This is a genomic window from Autumnicola tepida (assembly GCF_031846485.1).
Lineage (GTDB): Bacteria > Bacteroidota > Bacteroidia > Flavobacteriales > Flavobacteriaceae > Autumnicola > Autumnicola tepida.
Genome location: NZ_JAVRHQ010000018.1, coordinates 57,240 through 76,686 on the forward strand (window position 1 = coordinate 57,240; position 19,447 = coordinate 76,686).

Sequence of the window (19,447 nt, forward strand, 5' to 3'; positions counted from 1 at the left end):
AAATGAAATTTGTAGTCATTGGATTATCGATAACTTCATCCTGGGGAAATGGCCACGCCACCACTTATCGCGGACTTTTGAAAGAACTTTCGGCTTTAGGGCATGAGCTTCTTTTTTTGGAAAAAGATGTGCCTTACTACGCGGGCAACCGGGATATGCCAGAACCAGGTTTTTGCCGGTTAGGCCTGTACAAGACTAACGAAGAGCTTAAAGAAGAATATAAAGATGAAGTGGCCAATGCAGATGTGGTAATTGTAGGTTCTTATGTGCAACAGGGAGTAGAAGTTGGGAACTGGGCGGTAAAAACAGCCAATGGGATTACCGCATTTTACGATATTGATACTCCGGTAACCCTCGCGAAACTGGAGCGGAAAGATTATGAATATATAGATCCTGAATTGATTGGCAGGTATGATATGTATTTATCTTTTTCAGGAGGAGGTATTTTGGATCACCTGGAAAAACATTACAGTTCCCCTAATGCGAAAGCGTTATATTGCTCTGTAGACCAGGATTTATATTATCCCGAGGCTCTTGAAAATAAATGGCAAATGGGATATCTTGGGACGTATAGTACAGACCGGCAGCCAACGGTGAGCGAATTGCTGAATAAAACCGCAGCTGAATTTCCGCAGAAAAAATTTATAGTCGCCGGCCCGCAATATCCTGAAGATTTTGAATGGTCAGCTAACGTAGATCGAATAGAACATTTACCGCCTGCGAGGCATCGCGAATTTTACAATTCTCAGCGTTATACCTTAAATGTAACCCGGCAGGATATGATACGCGCCGGTTATTCTCCAAGCGTGAGGCTTTTTGAAGCTGCAGCCTGTGGCGTTCCTATTATCTCTGATTTTTGGAACGGGATAGACAGCATCTTCGAGATCAACAAAGAAATTCTTATTGCCGGCAATATGGCAGATGTAAAAGATTATTTCGAATCTATTGATGAAGAGGAAAGAAAGCAGATTGGGGAAAATGCAAGGCAAAAGGTTCTAAAATTTCACACCGCCAAAGCAAGGGCAAAAGAACTTGAAAAATATGTACAGGAAATCCTTGAGGTTTCCAAAATATAAACCACAACAAAATGTCAACTGAAGCAGAAATAAAAGAACTGGAGCCATGGTTCCATAATATTCACCTTCCGGACGGGAATCAAACGGCCGACAATCATTTTTTGGGAGATTTCCCGGCTTTCAAATGGAAGAATATAAAGGATTCCATTCCACAGGATTTAACGGGTTGGAAAGTGCTGGATATTGGCTGCAATGCCGGGTTTTATTCCATAGAACTTGCTAAAAGAGGCGCTGAGGTTACCGGGATAGACCTTGATGAACATTACCTGAAACAGGCGAGGTGGACAGCTAAACAATTCGGGCTTGAAGATAAAATTACCTTTAAGCAAATGCAGGTATACGATTTTGCCCATTCTGAGGAACAATTTGACCTTGTTTGGTTTATGGGTGTTTTTTACCATCTAAGATATCCCATGCTGGCCATGGATATTCTCTCTCAAAAAACCACTAAAATGATGGTTTTTCAAACCCTGTCCCTTCCGGGTAAAGAAGAAATGGAAATTCCAGAAGATGTTGAGTTTCATAAAAGGGAGATCATGAAAGAAGATGGCTGGCCAAAAATGGCATTTATTGAAAATAAACTTGCCGGGGATCCTACAAACTGGTGGGCGCCAAACCATCAGGGAATACTTTCTATGCTTGAAAGCTGTGGTTTTAAAGTAACCGGGATGCCGGAGGATGAAACTTATATCGCAGAAAAGGATAAGGATCTTAAATCCAGCCTGGAAACATGGAATTTTTCAGAATATCTTTCCGCAGTAGGGAAAGACTGGAAAAAGGAAGTAGATAAGAAAACGAAAAAGTAACTTAAAAAGAAAAATTATGGCAACGCAAGATTCAAAAACAACAACAGACCACGAAACTATTAAGAAATGGGTGGAAGAGCGTGACGGGCAGCCCGCACTGGTAAAAGGAACTACAGATAGCGGTAAAGGCGGTGGCTTGCTGCGTATAAACTTTCCCGGTTATGCTGAAGAAAACCTTGAAAATATTGAATGGGATAAGTTTTTCACCATATTTGATGAAAATAACCTTCAGTTTCTTTATCAGGAAAAATTGAAAGATGGTAATGAAAGCCGTTTCTTCAAGTTTATAGGAAAAGACTAATTTAGAGTTTAGTTTTCCGAATAATCAGAAATATTAAAAGTGCTCTTAATGAAAAACTCTTTAAAAAGGAGCACAAAGGCTTCAAAAAGTATTGTAAAGTCTAAAACCGGCAGGATCTTCTTAATTATCCTGCTGGTTTTACTTTGCTATCCCGTTTACTCAATTATTAAGCTGCAATCTGCAGATGCCGATAATTTTATACAGTCGTTTCAAAGCAGTTTATTAAGCTTTTGGGGGGTATGGATTATTATGGTTTCCTTTGCCGTTTACTGGAAATGGACAAGACAGGAAAACATCCTGTTTTACATTACCTACGGGTATTTATTGCTTGCTGTTGTGGTATTGTTGTTACTGGTGCAGGATACTCCTGTAGGGGTAGAGGACAATATTGGGCCAGCAGGGGAATATCCTCTTATGAATAATTTCCTGGTACTCCAGCACTTCCTGGGAATGGCTTTTCTTACCGCCTTTTTGCAAATTTGTGTATGGTGGTTTACCCGGAGATGGCACCGCCGGTAAAGCCGGGCAGGCTTAGTTTTCTTCAGTTGCCAGCGAGGCAAGTTTTAAAACAGTTTTCCAGTTTCTTGTAGTAGCCGATACTTTGAACTTATCTTCAAAAAATTTATTGGTAAGTTTAGAATCGCTGTACTTTCCGGAGCAATAGATAAAGACATTATTGTTTAGCACCTTAAAATCATCTGGCTCATAATTTGCATTTTTTGCTTTTTCAATTTTTTCAGCATCAGGAATTTGCTTTAAAAAAGTGAGGTGCAGCCGTTCAATATCGATTTCTTTACTGAGAAATGGATTTTCTGAAATTGCTTTTGCTATTTCTTCCGCGCTACGTATAATAACCGGGACTTGAAAACCGTAGGTGTCCAGAATAAATTCTTCCAGTTGTGTCGCAATCTCCAAAGCTTTCTCTTTATCATGGCTGAAGATAATATTCCCGCTCTGGATATAGGTTTTCACATTTTTAAAGCCTAAAAAGCCAAGTTTCTCCCTTAATTCTGCCATTGGGATTTTACGCTTTCCTCCAACATTTATTCCTCTTAGAATAGCAATATACTTCATCAGGATTTTAATTTTAATGAAGATAATTTATTTCCCGCAAATTTTAATTTTTGGCTGGTAATTTTCTGCTGAAGTCATTTTTCCCAAGGCCTTAGTAGGTATTTAACACCGCTATTTTTTCTCTCAACCTTATTAAACCTATCTTTAAAATATGTCTCCCCAAAATCATTAGAAACAGTTGGAAATATGAGCAGAGAAATGAGAGTGAGTAATTTTTACGCGATTTTAATAGGGGTATTTCTTGTGGTGCAGGGGAGCTGGGGACTTATTGACCCACCGCCTTTCGAAATTTTTAGCACAAACATAGCACATGCCAGCATACATATTGTACTGGGAATTTTAGGCATTTGGAGCGGAATAAAAAATTTCTCTTACAAGTTCAACTTGTATCTGGGTATACTGCTGTTGGTTATTGGATTATTATGGTTTATACCGGGTATTAAAGGCTTACTCATAAACCTCTTTAATATCAACCGTGCAGTGGCCTATTTAAATATTTCAATTGGAGTGGTTTCTTTATTTACAGCTTTTGCTTTGGGTACAGGAAAAACCCCGCACCGCAAGGTTTAAACTTTGCTTCTTCTGTAAAGGCGAAGTAATCCAATGGCCGGGCCGGCAGCAAGAATAAGAAACAGGTATTCCGCGGAAATCCTGGCAGCACAAAAGTTGAGCAGCTGTATGCTGATAATGCTTATCCCAAATCCTATACAATTTACGATTGTAAGAGCTGTACCGCGATTTTCTGCAGGGGCATTTTGGGCTACAAGGGTGGAAAACAGCGGGGAATCTCCCACTACAGACAGCCCCCAGATTATTAAGAATATTATTAATGCTGTGGTTGAGGCCTGGCTAATTAGCAGTGGAGACAACAGGCAGCAGCAGCCGGAAATAAAAAGTGCGGAGGCGGCGGTAATTTTACTGCCCTTTTTTGCTGAAATATATCCGCCGGCAACACATGCAATCGAACCACAACCTATAATTACAAAAGAAAGTAACGGGATATCAAAATCTGCTGAAGGATGTAAGAAGCTGTAGCTTTTTAATATGAACGGGACAAAAGCCCAGAAAGCATAAAGTTCCCACATATGCCCAAAATATCCGAAAGCTGCAGCCTTGAAACCGGGATTTCGAAAAGCCGAAGGGATAGCGGTAAAATTGTTGTTCAAAGCAGGGCTTCGACATGGCCCGTCCGGCACAAGGCTGAGCATAAGAACACCTCCTGTAATTGCCAGGGACGAGGTGGTTATAATTACAAGCTTCCAGGGCAGTGCCTCTGCGGAGGCAAACATCTTTAGAAAATGTGGAAAGGCAGTCCCCAACACCAAAGCTCCAACTAAGTAACCCAGCGATGTGCCCAAACCTTTTTGATAATAGTCGGCGGCAATTTTCATTCCTACTGGATAAATTCCAGCAAGGGAAAAACCGGTGAGAAAACGCACGAGTAATAGGCTGCTAATGCTATTGTTTGAAGATAGTATTCCAAGATTTAGCAGTGCCCCTAAAATAGCACAAATAAAGAAAATCCTTGAGGGAGAAAACCTGTCTGCAATATTAAAAACAGCAAATATAAGTGTGCCCAGTATAAATCCAAATTGCACGGCAGAGGTGAGATGGCCCAAAGCAGAAGCGTCCAGATTAAAATTCCGCAGCAAATCACTCATTACCGCGTTTCCCGCGAACCAAAGGGAAGTACAGCAAAATTGGGAAAATACAATAACAGGTAAAATGTGCCTGGCAGTAGGGGTTAAACTCATAATAAGGAGTGCAGGAAATATGTAAAAGTACTATTAGGCTTTTTGTTTTATTATATTTTTTTGTTTTTGGGCCACAGGAGCATTGTGATTTTCAGCAAGCTCTACAGTAGTTTTAAAATACTAATGCCGAATTATAATCTTCCCAAATGGATTCAAAATTGATCATTAACGGTTTGTATGCATAATAGAGCCCCATAAGAACAAATGGATACTGCAGATAACTAGCCAGGTGAAAACCTTTTTTTATTTCTTCCATAGCTTATAAATTAGGAAGCTAAATGCCCGGATTAATATTACTGAAAATAATTTAAAAAAGGAGAATAGTAAAACGATTATCCCCGGCTGTTTATAAAAGCTCATCTTTTGTTGCAATTAAAGAATGCTTCAGCACTAAAAGTCTAAGCCTGAATGTCGATAAAGTTTAATGTGTTTCTCTTTTCTTGCATTCAAATCATTATGTGATCTTCATCATAACAAAAAGAGCTATAATTCGTATACCTAAAAAGTGGTATTTTTCAACGTTTTAACCCGAATAAATGGATTAAAAATTCCCGATGTACAAATAATTTATACATTTATAATAGTTATACATAATATAACTAACCAACCAAAAAGGCGGCTTCTGTTAAAGGAGCTGCTTTTTTTAATTAGTTATGGAAGAATAGGTAGGTTTCTTATAAAATCCTGCTATGAACATATAGATTTCCAGATTTTCATCCTGAATAGGGGTGGTGAAGTTCCAGAAAGGAATATTGTTGGCCGGAAGAAAATCGAACAAAAAGGAAACCCGCCCTTCACGGTCCAGGATATAATATCTCGTATCCCGGTTAATTTTAAGCTTCTCCTTTATATAATTTCCTGTGTTTTCAATATAAGGAAATTTGGCCTCTTTGCTCCAGTTTTTGTTCTGGCAGGAGCCTTCGAGAATTGCAATTACATTTACATCGCTTTTCCTTTGGAGTTCATTCAGGGTTTCAATAAGCCTTTCGTCCGGCTCAAAAGTTTTACTCCAGAAACATATAACGCTTCGCTCTCCCAGCAGGTGTTTAAAAGAATTAAGGTTTGGCAGGCTCTGGTTTAACCATTGCGCATCGGTGACTGCGGGAGGCTGAATATTCCCAAGATATTGGTGTACAGCAACATTGTTAATAACCATGTTATTCACCTTAACCCTTTCCACTATATGATGTTCAAGCGTTACCAGTTTAAATAGGGAATCCAGGCCTTCAGGAGGGTTTGGCTTCATTTCTCTGTAGGTACTGTAAAGTTGCTTAAATGCAGATGCTGAATAAAGGCTGTCCTTTACTTTAAAAAATTCCTGCCCTCTTAATTCCTGCAAGCCTAAACCAATGCATAAAAACAGGAAGGCAGCGAAAAGCTTTAAATTCATGTGGATGATGTGTCTTGATGAAAATTGGCTTACAAAATAGTTAAATTATAAATACACTGGTATTCATAATGAATAATAATTAGAACCTATCGCATTTTCCGAAGAGTGATTCATCAAAATAGCAGTCCTTTTTAAAATGAAAATTATCTTCTTTAAATTATCATGTTGAATTTATAAAACGGAATTTTTGTATTTTCAGCATTATTTAAAATTCTGTTGAATATGAGAAGCATTAAGAAAGCCCTGCTTGTAATTGGAATATTTCTGGGTACCCAGCTGAGTTTCGCGCAGCAGGAAGAGGTGAGATTTGACAAAAACTTCAGCCATGTTGTCTATTTCTGGCTTAAAAATCCTGATAGTACCGAAGACAGACAGGCCTTTGAAAGTTCCCTGAAGAAATTTCTTAATAACAGTAAATACGCGGGAACCAAATTTATTGGCGTACCTGCAGAAACACCCAGGGATGTAGTGGATAACTCTTATACCTATTCGCTCATTCTTACTTTCCCTTCAAAAGAAATTCAGAATAAATATCAAAAAGAAGCCGCTCACCTTACTTTTATTGAAGAGTCTGAAGATTTATGGAAAAGAGTACAGGTTTATGATTCTGTTGGGCTGAAATAATCAGGAGGTATTTTTTATTTCAAGAACTTCCCTCACGCTGCTCCATTTCTGCTTTCCATAACGCTCATTGTTCAATGGCTCCAGTTTGGCATTGCCGCTAAGCATGTTGCGCAGATACTGCATTCCCTGCCAGGGAGGGAAAACTTCATTTTTCTGCGAACTAACAAATTGGGTGAATTTAATCATGTTGTCTAAGGTTTTTATCCCGCCAATTCTAAAGAGCTTAAAATTTTCTCCTTTTGCAGCTGAAGCGGAATTTTTTAATTTTTCCGGGCTACTAATTTCTCCTGAAATTCTTAAATAACGTGGAGTATCAGGATCAAGGGCTGCAGAGGCTGTAAAGGCGGCAGTATCTTCCATAGTGGTAAAATCCAGCGGCTGATGCTTGTCTCCCCAGTAAATTACCCGTTTCACAGGATTCAGGATTAGTGGCGCCTGGCCTGTTAATAAATCGGTAAACATGCCGTTGAGTATGGAAGTAGCTGAGATTGTGGTTTTATTGATGCGGTCATGGAATATTTTCCGCAGATCCAGGTTGCGGTTGGTCCCTTCGGAAATTTTTGTAAAATCTATGGAATAATCTGAAGGGATAAATCTTGGTACACCGGCAATTAGAGCAGCATCAAGAATTTTCCCCTGTGTATCAATAATTACATCTTCCAGCCCAGATAAAGCCGAAACCACACAGGAAACATTCCTGCAGGCCTGCACCAGGTCCTGCTGATTTTCATAATCTACAAAGGTAATTTGTACCCCTGCTTTTTCGAGCTGGTTTATCTTTTCTGCTGAACTCTGCTTTCTAACCAGGGCTTGGGCTTTGGCCCCGCGATTTACAAGATGCCGGGCGATTTTATGTCCCAAAGCTCCCGTTGCCCCGGCAATGGCAATAGAATTCTCGGGATTATTCTGTTTTCTTTCTGAACCACTATTCTCCATAAGCGTCAATTCTTCATGTGTAATTATTAACAAGGCAGAAGCCTAAGAACCCACGTTTTATTTCAACCCGGATTTTTAATTCTACAATGATTATTTCCTTATCAACTTTTAAAGCTTTTGAAGATAGGACATTTCTTTAAGGATGGATGAATTATATTTTTAAAAGTGATGGCAAATTTTACTTCAGAAATAATTAATAAAAAGAATATATTTATACATACTAATAATTAAACCAATAACTTATGAAAGAAACATTCATGCTGTTTTTGTTTCTGGCACTTACCTTCTCAGGTTTTTCCCAGGAAGATAAACAGCAAAATGAGAAATACGGAGAATTTCATGTGCCGGTAGAATATTATAAACTTGAAAACGGCCTTAAGGTGGTGCTCTCACAGGATAAAACTTCTCCTACAGTAATTGTTGCCGTTTATTATAATATAGGTTTCAGGATTGAGCCAAAAGACCGCACTGGTTTTGCTCATTTATTTGAACATATGATGTTCCAGGGATCTGAGAATCTTGGAAAAATGGAATTTATAAAACTGGTCCAGGAAAACGGAGGAGTTTTAAATGGTTCCACAAGATTTGATTTTACCAATTATTTTGAAATTGTTCCTGCCAATAAACTGGAAACCATGTTATGGGCAGAGGCAGACCGTATGAAGGGCCTGGACATCACCCAGGCTAATCTCACCAATCAGCAGGGAGTGGTAAAGAATGAAGTAAAGGTGAATGTTCTTAATCAGCCATACGGTGGTTTTCCATGGCTGGACATGCCACAGTACGCGAATACCAACTGGTACAACGCCCATAATTTCTATGGGGATTTAAAAGATCTGGATGCGGCAAACCTGGAGGATGTAGAGAATTTTTTCAATACTTATTATTCTCCCAATAATGCTGTTTTGACAGTAGTTGGAGATTTTGAACCTGAGCAGGCCAGGAAATGGATCAAAGAGTATTTTGCTGAAATTCCTAAAGCAGATCTTCCGGCTAGCCCCGATATTTCTGAACCAAGGCAGCAAGAGCAAAAGGAGTTCGTCAAAAACGATTCCCTTGCCAATAAACCTGCCATCGCTATTGCCTATAACATGCCGGAGCGCAATACGCCTGAATACTATGCAATGGGTCTTCTGGACCAGATTTTAATTCAGGGGGACAATGCTTTGCTTCAGAAGAAACTGGTGGATGAACTTGGATATACTTCAAATGTAAGCGGTGGCATCAACTATCTGGGAAATATGTTCAATTACAATGGTCCCATGCAACTAATGTTCGATATAACCTACGACAGTGAAACCTCAAAAGAAGAAGTGGTAAAGGCGGTGGACGAAGTTATGGCGGAAATTTCAGAAAATATAACCCCGGAAATGCTCAATAACGCGCTGGTAAAGATGCGTTCGCAGTTATATGATGAGCTGGGAGGTACTTTTGGACTGGGCCGTGCAGATTTGCTGAGCAGTTTTGCCCTTTTTGATGATGATCCTTCCCGGATAAATAATTTAGAGGAAAAATTTAAGGAAGTAACCCCGCAATTAATGGAAGAAACTATTTCAGACTATCTGCGGAAAACAAACAGGACTATCTTAACTGTAAACCCACTTTTGGCAAACAACGAAAAAACAAACTGATGAAGACTTCAATTTATATATTTATTATAGCCTTGGCGATTGTTTTTCCTGCCAATGCTCAGGATAAACAAATGCCACCGGAAGGAGGAGAGCCTAAAGGTTTTACATTACCCGAAAAAGAGGTGGTAACTTACGATAATGGTTTGAAATTAGTGTTGGTTCCTTATGGTAGTATTCCTAAGGCAACGATTAATTTCACCCTTAAAACAGGAAATATCAATGAGGCAGAAGACGAAGTTTGGCTGGCAGATCTCTTGGCAGACCTTATGGAAGAAGGCACCACAGCAGATTATTCTGTGAAGGATAGCCTTGCCGGCATGGGAGGCAATATCAATATAGGAGTTGGCACCCATACCACCAGCCTTAATACCAGCGTACTTTCTGAGTTTGCACCGCAAGCAATTAATGTGCTTAGTGATATACTTGTAAACCCGAAGTTGCCGCAAAGTGAATTAGATCGTCTCAAAAAGGATATGAACCGTAATATAACTGTTTCATTATCCAGACCGGGGGCGCAGGCAAGGAAAGATTTTTTTGCTGAAATTTATCCTAATCATCCTTATGGCAGGCTATATCCAACCACCGAAATGGTAGATTCCTATACTCTTGAGGATGTTAAAAACTTCTATGAAAATAACTTTGGAGCACAACGTACAACAGTTTATGTAGTGGGCCAGTTTGACAGCGAAGCTGTAAAAGAAACGGTGAAAAATCAGTTAAGCAGCTGGAAAAAAGGGCCTGAAGCAAATTATCCTCTCGCGCAACCTCAGTCTGATGGAATGGTTAAAATAATTGATCGCCCGGGTGCGCCGCAGTCCACCATTTATTACGGTTTACCTGTGCCAGATCCTTCCAGTGAAGATTATATCCCAATGGACGTGATGAATTCTTTACTTGGAGGTTCATTTGGCTCCAGGATAACCAGTAACATTAGGGAAGATAAGGGTTATACCTATTCCCCGGGCAGTGCTTTATATGCTAACTACAAAACCGGGTTATGGTATGAAAGCGCAGATGTGACTACAGAATTTACCGGCGCTTCCCTTGATGAAATTAAGAAGGAAATTGTTCGTTTACAGAACGAGGCTCCGGGGAAGGAAGAACTAAAGGGAATCCAGAATTACGAATCTGGTATTTACGTGTTGCAGAATTCCACTCCCGGAGGTATTATAAGTCAGCTAAATTTTCTGGACGTTCATAATCTTCCCGAATCCTTCCTGGTAAATAAAGTGAAGAATATTAATGCTGTAACACCGGAACAGGTCCAGGAAATGGCGAAGAAATATATTCAGCCGGAGAATATGACCCTTATTGTGGTTAGGGACAAAGAAAAAATAAAAGACCAGGTAACCGAAACAATAGACAAGCCTGTGGAGAATAAAGAGTAGAAATTATCTGGTATATCTTAGAGATTTTACTTCGCTAATTTAAAAGAGGCATAAACAATTAAGTTTACGCCTCTTTAGTTTTTCAGTAGAAAATATATTTTACTGAAGCTTACTACTCCTCGTTTTCCCTTACCGCTTTAACTTCTTCTGCTGTTACCGGTTCAGCTTCATTGCCAAAATTATTTCTTACATAAGAGAGTACAGCAGCTATTTCTTCATCTTTTAAATAATTAAATGGAGGCATACTGTTGGAATAGGTTTTGCCTTTTACCTCCAGGCCTTCGTTGGCTCCATTTAAAACGATGCCTATTAATCGCTCTTTATCACCTAAAACATATTGGGTTTCCTGAAGTGGAGGATTTAGATTAGGCACTCCGCTCCCGTTGGCCTGATGGCAGGTAACGCAGTACTGGGTATAAATTCCTTTGCCTTCAGCGAATTTTACATTTTCTTCATTCTGAACATTCTTCTGTGTTGTTGGTGTTTCTTCGTGCAGTTGAATTTGCTCTTCTTCATTGTTTTCCGAAGAATTTTTACAGGCACTAATTGCCGCAAAAACTGCGGCGGTTAATAAAAGCTTTCTAAAATTATTCATTGCTCAAATTACGAAGATTAATAAGTTATTTTAAATACGGTTCCGCCGGCATCATCAGAAACATACAAGGAGCCATCTGGACCTTGTGCTAATCCGGTAGGCCGGTGTTCAGCATCACCTGGGGATTCTACCGTTTCAGCTCCTGCAAAACCATCGGCAAAAATTTCCCATTCTCCGGACGGCCTACCATTCTCGAAAGGCACGAAGGCCAAAAAAAATCCTTTTTGAGGCTCCGGTGCACGATTCCAGGAACCATGAAAAGCTATAAAAGCCCCATTTTGATATTTTGCAGGAAACATATCTCCTGTGTAGAAAAGGAGCGCGTTTGGTGCCATGTGGCCTGGAAATGCCACTACAGGATCAATGGCTTCAGGTGCGCCGGTCTTTTCCCCGTCTCCTCCGTACTCCGGGGCCAGGATTTTTTTGTTTTTATTCTGGTCATAATAAATATAGGGCCAACCGGCATCGTCGCCTTCATTTAGAGCATACATTGTTTCCGCAGGAAGTTCAGCCGACTCTTCTTCAGAATACATATCGGGAAACATGCCGTGTAACTGGTCACGCCCGTGCTGCAATACAAAAAGCTGATTGTTTTTGGTGTTCCAGTCCAGGCCTACCACATTTCTCAAACCGGTTGCAAATCTTGAATTCCCATCATAGGTTTGCCTGAGCTTATCGGCTCTAAATCTCCAGATACCTCCTGCAGAATCAAGAATTGGGCAGGGGCGCTGCCCGGGAGAACCTTTCGTACGGTCCTGTTCCTGGCAGGCATTGGAATAAGCGCCAATATTTACATAAATATTTCCGCTGTTGTCCAGTGCGATAGATTTGGAGTTGTGCTGTCTCCGGTCAATAAGTCCGCTTATAATGGTATCGGGCTGTTCCATATTGGCAGGCATTCCCTCTTCATCAAGATCATAACTAAAAACAGCAGAATTTGAGGAAGCATAAAGTTTATTGCCATTTATGGCAATTCCGGTTCCGCCATAATCTGCAAAGCCCTGTTTTTCATCTGCCTGCCCGTCATTATCCTCGTCAGATAAAATAAGAATGCCATTGCCGTCATCTACAGAATTCAGCTTAACAAAAACTTTTCCCGATTCACCTACTGCCAAATGTCTTGGTTCTCCAAGGTCTTCGGCAAAAACTGTGGCACTAAAACCTTCCGGAAGCGTTAATTGTGTATTATTTTCAGCCGCAGTGCTGTCTATGCCGGCACTTTCTGAATTCGCATTTTTGGGATTGTCATTACAGGATGCGGCCAAAAAAAGCAGCAGGCCTGCAGCCAATGCACCGTTTTTAAGGGAGGAGTTTTTCATAATTTTCATAGAATATTTTTTAATGTTGGTAATAGTCTTTCCGACTTTTATTTCGAAGATAAGCAAGATTGGGGAAAGAATTATAAAGGAAACAGTTTTCTTAAGATTTTGAATACGCATACGATTGCCTGTAAAGTAGGTCCATTCCTGAAATTCTTCCTATTTTTATTCCGGTAAATTATATCTTATGCGGGAGCAACTTCGGGAAGCCTATCATTTTATTTTTGAAAAAGAACTTTTAGAAGAGATCGCCAAAGTAGGCGTTCTAAAATCTGTAAAGGAGAATGAAAAGATCATAGAAATTGGTGATTTTGTAACCTCTATGCCTTTGCTGCTGGAGGGAGCTGTAAAAATAATGCGTGAAGATCAGGACGGGAATGAATTGCTTTTGTACTTCCTGGAACGTGGCGATACCTGTGCCATGACCCTTTCCTGTTGTATGGGCCAGACTAAAAGCGAAATAAGGGCAGTAGCTGAAATGGACACGCAGCTTATCATGATTCCCATAAAAAAAATGGAGGAGTGGACGGCAAAATATAAAAGCTGGCGCAACTTTGTTTTTGAAAGTTACCACACACGCCTTAGTGAAATGCTGGATGCCATAGATGCCGTTGCTTTTCTAAATATGGACGAGCGCCTGCTGCGGTATCTAAAAGATAAAGCCAAAATTAACCAAAATGAAACCCTGCAGGTTACACATCAGCAAATTGCGTACGACCTGCATACTTCCAGGGTGGTAATTTCCAGGTTGCTAAAAAAGCTGGAACTCCAAAATGAGATAAAACTTAACCGTAATAATATTCGCCTGCTTCGGCTATAACAGTGTAACCCTTGTTACTGTGAGGGATTTAAATTGCCGGTATTTTTGCCTACAAATCAATTCAGCTTAATGGAAATAGAAATAACAGAAATCCTCGGCTATTTTGGGGCATTAATAATTGGAGTGGTATTAGGATTAATCGGAGGGGGCGGTTCCATACTTACCGTACCTGTGCTGGTTTACCTCCTTGCTATCAATCCCGTTACCGCCACCGCTTACTCCTTATTTGTAGTAGGAACCTCTTCCCTGGTGGGCGCAGTCAATAATATAAAGAAGAAGCTGGTAGATTTTAAAACGGCCATTGTTTTCGCGGTTCCCGCTTTTATAGCGGTTTATCTTACCCGTAAATTTCTTGTGCCTGCCATCCCACAGCACCTTTTTAGTATTGGTGATTTCGAGCTTACAAAGAATATTGCCATTATGTTGTTTTTCGCAGTGATAATGGTGTTGGCTTCAGTTTCGATGATTCTGGAGAAAAAGCAGGAAGCAAAAGCCTCCGGAAAGGTACAGTTTAATTATCCCCTAATAATTATTGAAGGTGTCGTAGTAGGAACTCTTACCGGGATTGTTGGCGCGGGAGGCGGATTTCTTATTATACCGGCACTGGTGCTTCTGGCAAAGCTGCCTATGAAAAAGGCTGTGGCCACTTCATTGCTTATTATTGCTATCAAATCCCTGATAGGTTTTATTGGAGATGTGCAAAACCAGGAAATCGACTGGATTTTTCTTCTAATTTTTACCGGCCTTTCCATATTAGGCATATTTCTTGGTGTTTACCTGAACAGATTTATAGATGGTGGAAAACTTAAAAAAGCCTTTGGATGGTTTGTATTATTAATGGGAATCTACATCATCTGGAAAGAAATTAACCCCTAAATTGAAAGGAGAATCTGGAATGCATATTTTTAAATCTCTGTTCGGCAAGCCCGGTGCAGCCGATGAAAAAGTAAAGGTTCTTAAAAAGACTGATTACATTAAGCACCTTAAAGAACTTAACGGAATCCTCATAGATGTTCGCACTCCAAAAGAATATATTGAGGATCATATAGAAAATGCCCGTAACATCAACTGGTACGATCCAAAGTTTAAGGAAAAAATCAGGAGGTTGGATAAAACCCGGCCTGCTTTTATTTATTGCAGAAGTGGTGCCCGCAGTGCCCGTGCCGCTAAAAGTTTTATTAAGGCGGGCTTTTCTAAAGTTTATGATCTGAAAGGCGGATTTTTAGCTTTTCAGAATTAAAGAGAACCAAATTTTATCCCGGTACTTTAGTGGCCGGGATTTTTTATTTTCTGCGGAAACGATTAAATATCAGCTTCTTTCCAATTTTTTTCATTGCAAATTCTGAAGAATCCTTTGAATTTCCGCTGAAGTAGTTATTTTTTCAGCTTTAAGATTCCATTCGACTGTTCAGGGAATTTATACACTGCTGCGATGCTTTAAGCTGAAGAAAAATACTTGGGAAAAAACCCCATGAATTCGACAGGAATCTTCATGCTAGCCCTGAATTTTTCCCTAAATTTAAAAGGAATTTTGAAGATTGGTTGATGTGTTTTAATGTTTTGAAATTCAGATAATTATTACACATGTTTTAATTTACCGCATGGAGAATTTAGATTATGCCCGCCTGCAAATGGCCTTTACCTTAGGATTTCATATCATATTTGCCTGTATAGGGATGGTTATGCCATTTTTTATGGTTGTTGCCCATCGAAAATGGTTAAAAACCCGGAATCCGCTTTATTTAAAATTGACCAAAGCCTGGCTTAAAGGAGTCGCCATATTTTTTGTTACCGGGGCGGTTTCCGGCACAGCCCTTTCCTTTGAGCTGGGGATGCTCTGGCCGGAATTTATGAAACACGCCGGGCCAATTATAGGGATGCCGTTTTCTTTGGAAGGAGCGGCATTTTTTGTAGAAGCCATAGCCCTTGGCTTTTACCTTTATGGCTGGGATAAACTTCCTGAAAAGTTTCACTGGTTTACGGGAATAATAATAGGTGTTTCCGGGGTGGCTTCAGGAATCCTCGTGGTTTCTGCCAATGGCTGGATGAATGCTCCTTCAGGTTTTGATTATATAAACGGGGAATTTATAAATGTAGATCCTGTACAGGCCCTGCTTAACCCCGCCTGGTTTACTCAGGCGCTGCATATGACGCTTGCGGCTTTCGTGGCCACGAGTTTTGCGGTAGCGGGAATTCACGCTTACCAGATTTTGCGTGGCAACAATACAAAACTACATAAACAGGCTTTTAAAATAGCGGTTTTCTTCGGTGGAACCGCTGCTATTCTTCAGCCTTTAAGCGGTGATCTTTCTGCTAAAGATGTGGCTGAGAGGCAGCCGGTAAAACTCGCTGCCATGGAAGCTCATTATGAAACGGAAAAAGGTGTTCCTTTATTCATTGGCGGAATTGTGGACGAGGAAAACAAAGAAGTAAAGCATAAAATTGAAATTCCCAATGCGCTTTCTTTTCTCGCTTTTGGCGATTTTGATGCAGAGGTAAAAGGCTTAAATGATTTTCCGGAAGATGTTTTGCCGCCGGTTTCAATTGTGCATTATGCTTTTCAAATAATGGTAGGCATAGGAACCCTGCTTATGTTGTCCGGAATTTTCTATTTCATAAGCCTTAAGAAAAAGTCCTGGATGGAGAACCGCAAATACTGGTGGTTTTTTATGCTGCTGGCCCCGCTGGGTTTTATTGCCCTTGAAGCCGGATGGGTGGTGACTGAAGTTGGCCGGCAGCCATGGATTATTTATGGCATTATGAGAACCGAAGAAGCGGTTACCCCAATGCCGGGAATGAAGTTTAGCTTTTATATGTATGTGCTGGTGTACATCACGCTGGCCTTTACTGTTACCTGGCTTATGAAAAGACAAATTAAAGTACTAAATGCCGATACGGAATAGTCATGTTATACGTAGTTTTATTTTTTACGCTTTTTTCCTTCTTCCTTTACGTGCTTTTAGGAGGCGCTGATTTTGGGGCGGGCATTGTGGAACTTTTCTCTTCCCGGGAAAATAAAAAGATCAACCGGGACACGATTTATAAAGTTATGGGGCCCGTTTGGGAAGCAAATCACATCTGGCTGATTATCCTTATTGTTATCCTCTGGATTGCTTTCCCCGTGTATTTCAATATTATAATTATTTACCTGCACATTCCGCTTACGTTGGTTCTTATGGGAATAACCATGCGGGGCGTTGCTTTTATCTTCAGGCATTACGACGCGATAAAAGATAAATCCCAGTACTTGTACAATGGGATGTTCCGTATTTCCAGCCTCATTACGCCCATCTTTCTAGGAATGTCCTTTTCAGCATTAATAGGCGGGGAAATTATACTTACCGATGATTATGCCGGCCATTCCTTTGTTGATATTTTTATGCATCCCTGGGTGAATTTATTTTCGCTTCTGGTAGGGCTTTTTTATGCTGCTTTGTGTGCTTTCCTGGCTTCCACTTTGCTTATAGGGGAAAGCGAAGGAAAGATCAGGAAAATGTACAGCCGTAAATCCAGTGCGTTTACCATTGTTCTGGTGGTGCTGGGCTTTATCCTTATTGCCTACGGTTATATAGCCGATATTGCTTTTATTGAAGATTTCATTACGAACCCGGTTTCTATAATAGCGGTTTTGCTGTCGGGAATTTTGCTTATTCCTCTTTGGAGATCTATTAAAAAGCAAAACAGGATTGGCAGCCGTTATCTCGCCGGGCTACAGGTAATGTTTATCCTTTTCGCGGCACTCTATGCCCATTATCCATATATCATTATTACTACTGAAGAGGAGGTGAGCCTTCTGGAAGGCGTTGCTCCGGGTTCTGTAATTACTACCCTGGGAATCTCACTGATTATTGGTGGATTTATTATCTTACCAGGGCTTTTTCATTTGATGAAATCTTTTAAGATGATAAAGGTATTTGAAAAGGATTCTGAAGAAGTGAGCAATTAAAATTTAAAGAAAAAGAAATTTGGCAGGAATAAAGGATTTAAAAAAATCTATGGGCAAAAGGCCGGAAGGAAAACGCCTAGAAAGAATTACGGCTTCTTCAAATTATACCGAAGGTAAATTTCAGAATGTGCAGCAAACAGAAGTCAGCCCTAAAGATGTATCTACTTTAGCTGTTATAAAAGAAATGCTGACCCGCCCAAAATCGGTTCGCCCTTCCGCAGAACTGCCTAATATAAAAACCGATCTAAACACTATTTCTTCAGATAAACCTGTGATGGTATGGTTTGGCCATTCCTCTTATTTTATTGATCTGAATGGATTTAGAATTCTTGTAGACCCTGTATTTAGCGGAAATGCTTCTCCGGTTAGTTTCTTCGGAAAATCTTTTCCGGGTGCCGATAAATATGAAATTGAAGATTTCCCTGAAATAGATCTGCTTATCCAAACCCACGATCACTACGATCATTTAGATTATCCCAGTATTCTGAAGCTAAAGTCTAAAGTTAAAAAGGTTGTGACTTCTCTTGGAGTAGGCGCGCACCTGGAATATTGGGGAATAGAACCGGAAAAAATCACCGAACTCAACTGGTGGGAAAATCACTGGGTCAATCCAAATCTAAAACTTACAGCAGCTCCTGCACGCCACTTTTCAGGCCGCGGGTTAAGTCGTTTTAAGACCTTATGGTCTTCTTTCATTTTGGAATTTAAGGAATACAGGTTCTTTCTTGGAGGCGATTCCGGGTACAGTAATCAGTTTAAAGAAATAGGGGAGAAATTTGGCCCTTTTGACCTTGCGTTTTTGGAGTGCGGGCAATACAACGAGAAATGGCCGCAAATCCACATTTTTCCGGAGCAAGTAATCACAGCGGCTCAGGAACTAAAAGCAGAAATGGTATGGCCGGTGCACTGGGGGAAATTCACGCTTTCAGTTCACCCATGGAACGAACCCATAAAGCGGTTTACTGTGGCTGCTGAAAAAGCCGGTTTGCCTTATATTTCTCCAAAAATTGGCGAACCTTATACTTTGGGAGAAAATTTCCGGCAGGAAGACTGGTGGAATTTCGGGAATAAATAACATAACTACAGGAAAGACCTTAAAAACATCGGGACGAAATCTACAGCACAAAGCAGTACACAGATTTAAGCTGGTATGAATATATCACGGGATTTTTGAGGCTGTCGGTTCATACAGAGCCAAATAGAAATAGCTTTAAAACCTTGTGGCCTGAGCACAATGCGCTGATTCTTATACTGTTTTCTTTAATTATATTCGTCTTTTAAAGATACTAAGTTTGGGGTAGAAAGTTTAAATTGAATATATTGGTAATTTGCGTAAATGTTTTGAAATATGGCTACACTAATCCTCAGAAGAAAATCCCAATGGTCCAATGGTCTTCGCTCTTTCTCCTTGTACCTTAACGGCGAAAAATTAGGTAAACTGAAAAGTAATGAAACAATAGATTTTGAGATTCCGCAAGGGCACCATATCCTGACTGCTAAAATTGACTGGCTAAAAAGCCGGGAATATGAATTTGATGTGAAGAGCGAAGAGAAGATAAAATTTGAAATTCATAGTGAAAGAGGATCTACATGGCTGTTTCCTGTATTAGCAATACTCATGTTGTCTGATATTTTAGCGGGAATTTTCACTTCCTGGGAGTCTGGAATTATTTCCGGTTTTTTCTGGGGCTTATTCGCAGGTGCTTTTATTGGCTTCGGCGCGAGATTTTTTAAAAACCGCGATAATTACCTAATAACAACAAATAATTCCCTGGCAGTTTAATTTA

21 protein-coding genes are annotated in these 19,447 nt (G+C 40.1%); 15 read left to right on the forward strand and 6 right to left on the reverse strand.

Going from position 1 to position 19,447, the window contains the following annotated elements:
* The first annotated feature begins 2 nt into the window (after nucleotides 1–2).
* Genes RM553_RS13870 through RM553_RS13885 form a run of 4 tightly spaced genes read left to right on the forward strand, consistent with a single transcriptional unit; the run spans nucleotide 3 to nucleotide 2,702 of the window.
* Nucleotides 3–1,076, forward strand: a complete 1,074-nt coding sequence (locus RM553_RS13870) for a CgeB family protein (RefSeq protein WP_311535540.1) — start codon at nucleotides 3–5, stop codon at nucleotides 1,074–1,076.
* Nucleotides 1,077–1,087: 11 nt separating this feature from the next.
* Nucleotides 1,088–1,882: a TIGR04290 family methyltransferase gene (locus tag RM553_RS13875; protein WP_311535541.1), complete on the forward strand. Its 795-nt coding sequence runs from the start codon at nucleotides 1,088–1,090 to the stop codon at nucleotides 1,880–1,882.
* Nucleotides 1,883–1,898: 16 nt separating this feature from the next.
* Nucleotides 1,899–2,183 carry a hypothetical protein gene (locus tag RM553_RS13880; RefSeq protein WP_311535542.1) on the forward strand — a complete coding sequence of 95 codons (285 nt, stop codon included), beginning with the start codon at nucleotides 1,899–1,901 and terminating at the stop codon, nucleotides 2,181–2,183.
* Between the two features lie 48 nt (nucleotides 2,184–2,231).
* Complete coding sequence (locus RM553_RS13885; RefSeq protein ID WP_311535543.1) at nucleotides 2,232–2,702, forward strand: hypothetical protein; 471 nt, start codon at nucleotides 2,232–2,234, stop codon at nucleotides 2,700–2,702.
* 12 nt (nucleotides 2,703–2,714) lie between these two features.
* Here the strand turns inward: RM553_RS13885 and RM553_RS13890 are convergent, their stop codons facing one another.
* Nucleotides 2,715–3,257, reverse strand: a complete 543-nt coding sequence (locus RM553_RS13890; protein WP_311535544.1) for a DUF1697 domain-containing protein — start codon at nucleotides 3,255–3,257, stop codon at nucleotides 2,715–2,717.
* 186 nt (nucleotides 3,258–3,443) lie between these two features.
* On the opposite strand from RM553_RS13890, the gene RM553_RS13895 reads away from it, so the two are divergent.
* Nucleotides 3,444–3,827, forward strand: a complete 384-nt coding sequence (locus tag RM553_RS13895) for a DUF4383 domain-containing protein (protein ID WP_349254663.1) — start codon at nucleotides 3,444–3,446, stop codon at nucleotides 3,825–3,827.
* Here RM553_RS13895 and RM553_RS13900 read toward each other — a convergent pair.
* Nucleotides 3,824–5,011, reverse strand: coding sequence for an MFS transporter (locus RM553_RS13900; protein WP_311535545.1), 1,188 nt, complete (start codon nucleotides 5,009–5,011; stop codon nucleotides 3,824–3,826). The genes RM553_RS13895 and RM553_RS13900 overlap by 4 nt on opposite strands.
* 643 nt (nucleotides 5,012–5,654) lie before the next feature.
* Nucleotides 5,655–6,401, reverse strand: a complete 747-nt coding sequence (locus RM553_RS13905) for a thioredoxin domain-containing protein (RefSeq protein WP_311535546.1) — start codon at nucleotides 6,399–6,401, stop codon at nucleotides 5,655–5,657.
* Nucleotides 6,402–6,623: 222 nt separating this feature from the next.
* Between RM553_RS13905 and RM553_RS13910 the strand changes: the two genes are divergently transcribed.
* Nucleotides 6,624–7,025, forward strand: coding sequence for a Dabb family protein (locus RM553_RS13910; protein WP_311535547.1), 402 nt, complete (start codon nucleotides 6,624–6,626; stop codon nucleotides 7,023–7,025).
* Here the strand turns inward: RM553_RS13910 and RM553_RS13915 are convergent, their stop codons facing one another.
* Nucleotides 7,026–7,961 (reverse strand): NmrA family NAD(P)-binding protein, encoded by a 936-nt coding sequence (locus RM553_RS13915; RefSeq protein ID WP_311535548.1) that lies wholly within the window; start codon nucleotides 7,959–7,961, stop codon nucleotides 7,026–7,028.
* A gap of 242 nt (nucleotides 7,962–8,203) precedes the next feature.
* On the opposite strand from RM553_RS13915, the gene RM553_RS13920 reads away from it, so the two are divergent.
* Nucleotides 8,204–9,592 (forward strand): M16 family metallopeptidase, encoded by a 1,389-nt coding sequence (locus RM553_RS13920; RefSeq protein ID WP_311535549.1) that lies wholly within the window; start codon nucleotides 8,204–8,206, stop codon nucleotides 9,590–9,592.
* The gene (locus tag RM553_RS13925; RefSeq protein ID WP_311535550.1) at nucleotides 9,592–10,980 is read left to right on the forward strand and encodes a M16 family metallopeptidase; all 1,389 of its coding nucleotides are present in this window, start codon (nucleotides 9,592–9,594) and stop codon (nucleotides 10,978–10,980) included. Before RM553_RS13920 ends, RM553_RS13925 begins: the two co-directional genes overlap by 1 nt.
* Nucleotides 10,981–11,092: 112 nt before the next feature.
* Here RM553_RS13925 and RM553_RS13930 read toward each other — a convergent pair whose 3' ends face one another.
* Together RM553_RS13930 and RM553_RS13935 are read right to left on the reverse strand one after the other, a co-directional pair.
* Complete coding sequence (locus tag RM553_RS13930; RefSeq protein ID WP_311535551.1) at nucleotides 11,093–11,575, reverse strand: c-type cytochrome; 483 nt, start codon at nucleotides 11,573–11,575, stop codon at nucleotides 11,093–11,095.
* Between the two features lie 17 nt (nucleotides 11,576–11,592).
* A complete protein-coding gene (locus RM553_RS13935) occupies nucleotides 11,593–12,903 on the reverse strand; it encodes a PQQ-dependent sugar dehydrogenase (protein WP_311535552.1) in 1,311 nt (436 codons plus the stop codon).
* Between the two features lie 178 nt (nucleotides 12,904–13,081).
* On the opposite strand from RM553_RS13935, the gene RM553_RS13940 reads away from it, so the two are divergent.
* The 7 genes from RM553_RS13940 (at nucleotide 13,082) to RM553_RS13970 (ending at nucleotide 19,443) form a co-directional block, all read left to right on the forward strand.
* Complete coding sequence (locus tag RM553_RS13940; RefSeq protein WP_311535553.1) at nucleotides 13,082–13,714, forward strand: Crp/Fnr family transcriptional regulator; 633 nt, start codon at nucleotides 13,082–13,084, stop codon at nucleotides 13,712–13,714.
* Between the two features lie 75 nt (nucleotides 13,715–13,789).
* Complete coding sequence (locus tag RM553_RS13945; RefSeq protein WP_311535573.1) at nucleotides 13,790–14,590, forward strand: sulfite exporter TauE/SafE family protein; 801 nt, start codon at nucleotides 13,790–13,792, stop codon at nucleotides 14,588–14,590.
* Between the two features lies 1 nt (nucleotide 14,591).
* Nucleotides 14,592–14,954 carry a rhodanese-like domain-containing protein gene (locus RM553_RS13950; RefSeq protein WP_311535554.1) on the forward strand — a complete coding sequence of 121 codons (363 nt, stop codon included), beginning with the start codon at nucleotides 14,592–14,594 and terminating at the stop codon, nucleotides 14,952–14,954.
* Between the two features lie 361 nt (nucleotides 14,955–15,315).
* Nucleotides 15,316–16,617 carry a cytochrome ubiquinol oxidase subunit I gene (locus RM553_RS13955; protein ID WP_311535555.1) on the forward strand — a complete coding sequence of 434 codons (1,302 nt, stop codon included), beginning with the start codon at nucleotides 15,316–15,318 and terminating at the stop codon, nucleotides 16,615–16,617.
* A gap of 2 nt (nucleotides 16,618–16,619) precedes the next feature.
* Entirely contained in the window at nucleotides 16,620–17,660 is a 1,041-nt protein-coding gene (locus RM553_RS13960; protein WP_311535556.1) for a cytochrome d ubiquinol oxidase subunit II, read from the forward strand.
* A gap of 19 nt (nucleotides 17,661–17,679) precedes the next feature.
* Nucleotides 17,680–18,735 carry an MBL fold metallo-hydrolase gene (locus RM553_RS13965; RefSeq protein ID WP_311535557.1) on the forward strand — a complete coding sequence of 352 codons (1,056 nt, stop codon included), beginning with the start codon at nucleotides 17,680–17,682 and terminating at the stop codon, nucleotides 18,733–18,735.
* A 273-nt stretch (nucleotides 18,736–19,008) separates the two neighbouring features.
* Nucleotides 19,009–19,443, forward strand: a complete 435-nt coding sequence (locus tag RM553_RS13970; protein ID WP_311535558.1) for a hypothetical protein — start codon at nucleotides 19,009–19,011, stop codon at nucleotides 19,441–19,443.
* Nucleotides 19,444–19,447 lie beyond the last annotated feature (4 nt).

Coding starts and splice junctions, on each gene's coding strand:
- RM553_RS13870 (WP_311535540.1), top strand. CDS start 3: ATGAAATTTGTAGTCATTGGATTATCGATAACTTCATCCTGGGGAAAT.
- RM553_RS13875 (WP_311535541.1), top strand. CDS start 1,088: ATGTCAACTGAAGCAGAAATAAAAGAACTGGAGCCATGGTTCCATAAT.
- RM553_RS13880 (WP_311535542.1), top strand. CDS start 1,899: ATGGCAACGCAAGATTCAAAAACAACAACAGACCACGAAACTATTAAG.
- RM553_RS13885 (WP_311535543.1), top strand. CDS start 2,232: ATGAAAAACTCTTTAAAAAGGAGCACAAAGGCTTCAAAAAGTATTGTA.
- RM553_RS13890 (WP_311535544.1), bottom strand. CDS start 3,257: ATGAAGTATATTGCTATTCTAAGAGGAATAAATGTTGGAGGAAAGCGT.
- RM553_RS13895 (WP_349254663.1), top strand. CDS start 3,444: ATGAGCAGAGAAATGAGAGTGAGTAATTTTTACGCGATTTTAATAGGG.
- RM553_RS13900 (WP_311535545.1), bottom strand. CDS start 5,011: ATGAGTTTAACCCCTACTGCCAGGCACATTTTACCTGTTATTGTATTT.
- RM553_RS13905 (WP_311535546.1), bottom strand. CDS start 6,401: ATGAATTTAAAGCTTTTCGCTGCCTTCCTGTTTTTATGCATTGGTTTA.
- RM553_RS13910 (WP_311535547.1), top strand. CDS start 6,624: ATGAGAAGCATTAAGAAAGCCCTGCTTGTAATTGGAATATTTCTGGGT.
- RM553_RS13915 (WP_311535548.1), bottom strand. CDS start 7,961: ATGGAGAATAGTGGTTCAGAAAGAAAACAGAATAATCCCGAGAATTCT.
- RM553_RS13920 (WP_311535549.1), top strand. CDS start 8,204: ATGAAAGAAACATTCATGCTGTTTTTGTTTCTGGCACTTACCTTCTCA.
- RM553_RS13925 (WP_311535550.1), top strand. CDS start 9,592: ATGAAGACTTCAATTTATATATTTATTATAGCCTTGGCGATTGTTTTT.
- RM553_RS13930 (WP_311535551.1), bottom strand. CDS start 11,575: ATGAATAATTTTAGAAAGCTTTTATTAACCGCCGCAGTTTTTGCGGCA.
- RM553_RS13935 (WP_311535552.1), bottom strand. CDS start 12,903: ATGAAAATTATGAAAAACTCCTCCCTTAAAAACGGTGCATTGGCTGCA.
- RM553_RS13940 (WP_311535553.1), top strand. CDS start 13,082: ATGCGGGAGCAACTTCGGGAAGCCTATCATTTTATTTTTGAAAAAGAA.
- RM553_RS13955 (WP_311535555.1), top strand. CDS start 15,316: ATGGAGAATTTAGATTATGCCCGCCTGCAAATGGCCTTTACCTTAGGA.
- RM553_RS13960 (WP_311535556.1), top strand. CDS start 16,620: ATGTTATACGTAGTTTTATTTTTTACGCTTTTTTCCTTCTTCCTTTAC.
- RM553_RS13970 (WP_311535558.1), top strand. CDS start 19,009: ATGGCTACACTAATCCTCAGAAGAAAATCCCAATGGTCCAATGGTCTT.